Annotated in this window: 1 protein-coding gene; it reads right to left on the minus strand. The window is 55.4% G+C overall.

Annotation, left to right across the window (positions count from 1 at the left end):
• Positions 1-854, minus strand: an 854-nt coding sequence (locus ACTHUM_RS15725) for a dihydroxy-acid dehydratase domain-containing protein (protein WP_440403382.1), incomplete at both ends; no start/stop codon positions are given.

An 854-nucleotide genomic window follows, 5' to 3' on the forward strand; every position in this document is an offset into this window, starting at 1 on the left:
GATCAGCAATGGGATGATGGAGGAAATTTCGTCGAAGTCGTCCCAGTTCAAAATCACGCCTGCGGCACGTGCCATGGCAACGAGGTGCATGGTGTGGTTGGTCGAGCCGCCGGTTGCCATCAGGCCGATCAGGGCGTTGATGAAGGATTTTTCGGTCAACATTTCGCCCAATGGTTTGATGGTGCCGTTTTTGATGCCGCGTGCGAGGTGTCCGGCAGCGTAGCGGGTTAGGGCTTCGCGCAGGTCGGTATAAGGATGGACGAAGGCGGCGGCAGGCAGGTGTACGCCCATCATTTCCATCATCATTTGGTTGGAGTTGGCAGTACCGTAGAAGGTACAAGTACCCGGGCTGTGGTAAGAGCCCATTTCGCTTTCAAGCAAGGCATCGCGGCCAACTTTGCCTTCGGCGAAAAGCTGGCGGGTACGGGCTTTTTCTTTATTGCCGATACCGCTGGACATCGGGCCTGCGGGGACGAAGATGCCTGGAATATGGCCGAAAGACAACGCACCGATCATCAGGCCGGGAACAATTTTGTCGCACACGCCCATAAACAGGCTGCCGTCAAACATTTGATGCGACAGACCGATAGCGGTACTCATGGCAATCACGTCGCGGGAGAACAGCGACAATTCCATACCGGCATAACCTTGCGTGATGCCGTCGCACATGGCGGGCGTGCCGCCGGCGACTTGGGCGGTTGCGCCGTTTTTCTGTGCTTCGTCTTTGATTTGGTCAGGGAAGTCTTTAAACGGCTGGTGTGCGGAAACCATGTCGTTGTAGGCAGTGATGATGCCTAAGTTGGGGACGGTTTCCTGAAGCATTTCGATTTTGATGCTTTTAGGCATGGCGGCAT

Source organism: Neisseria sp. P0021.S006 (genome assembly GCF_051956895.1).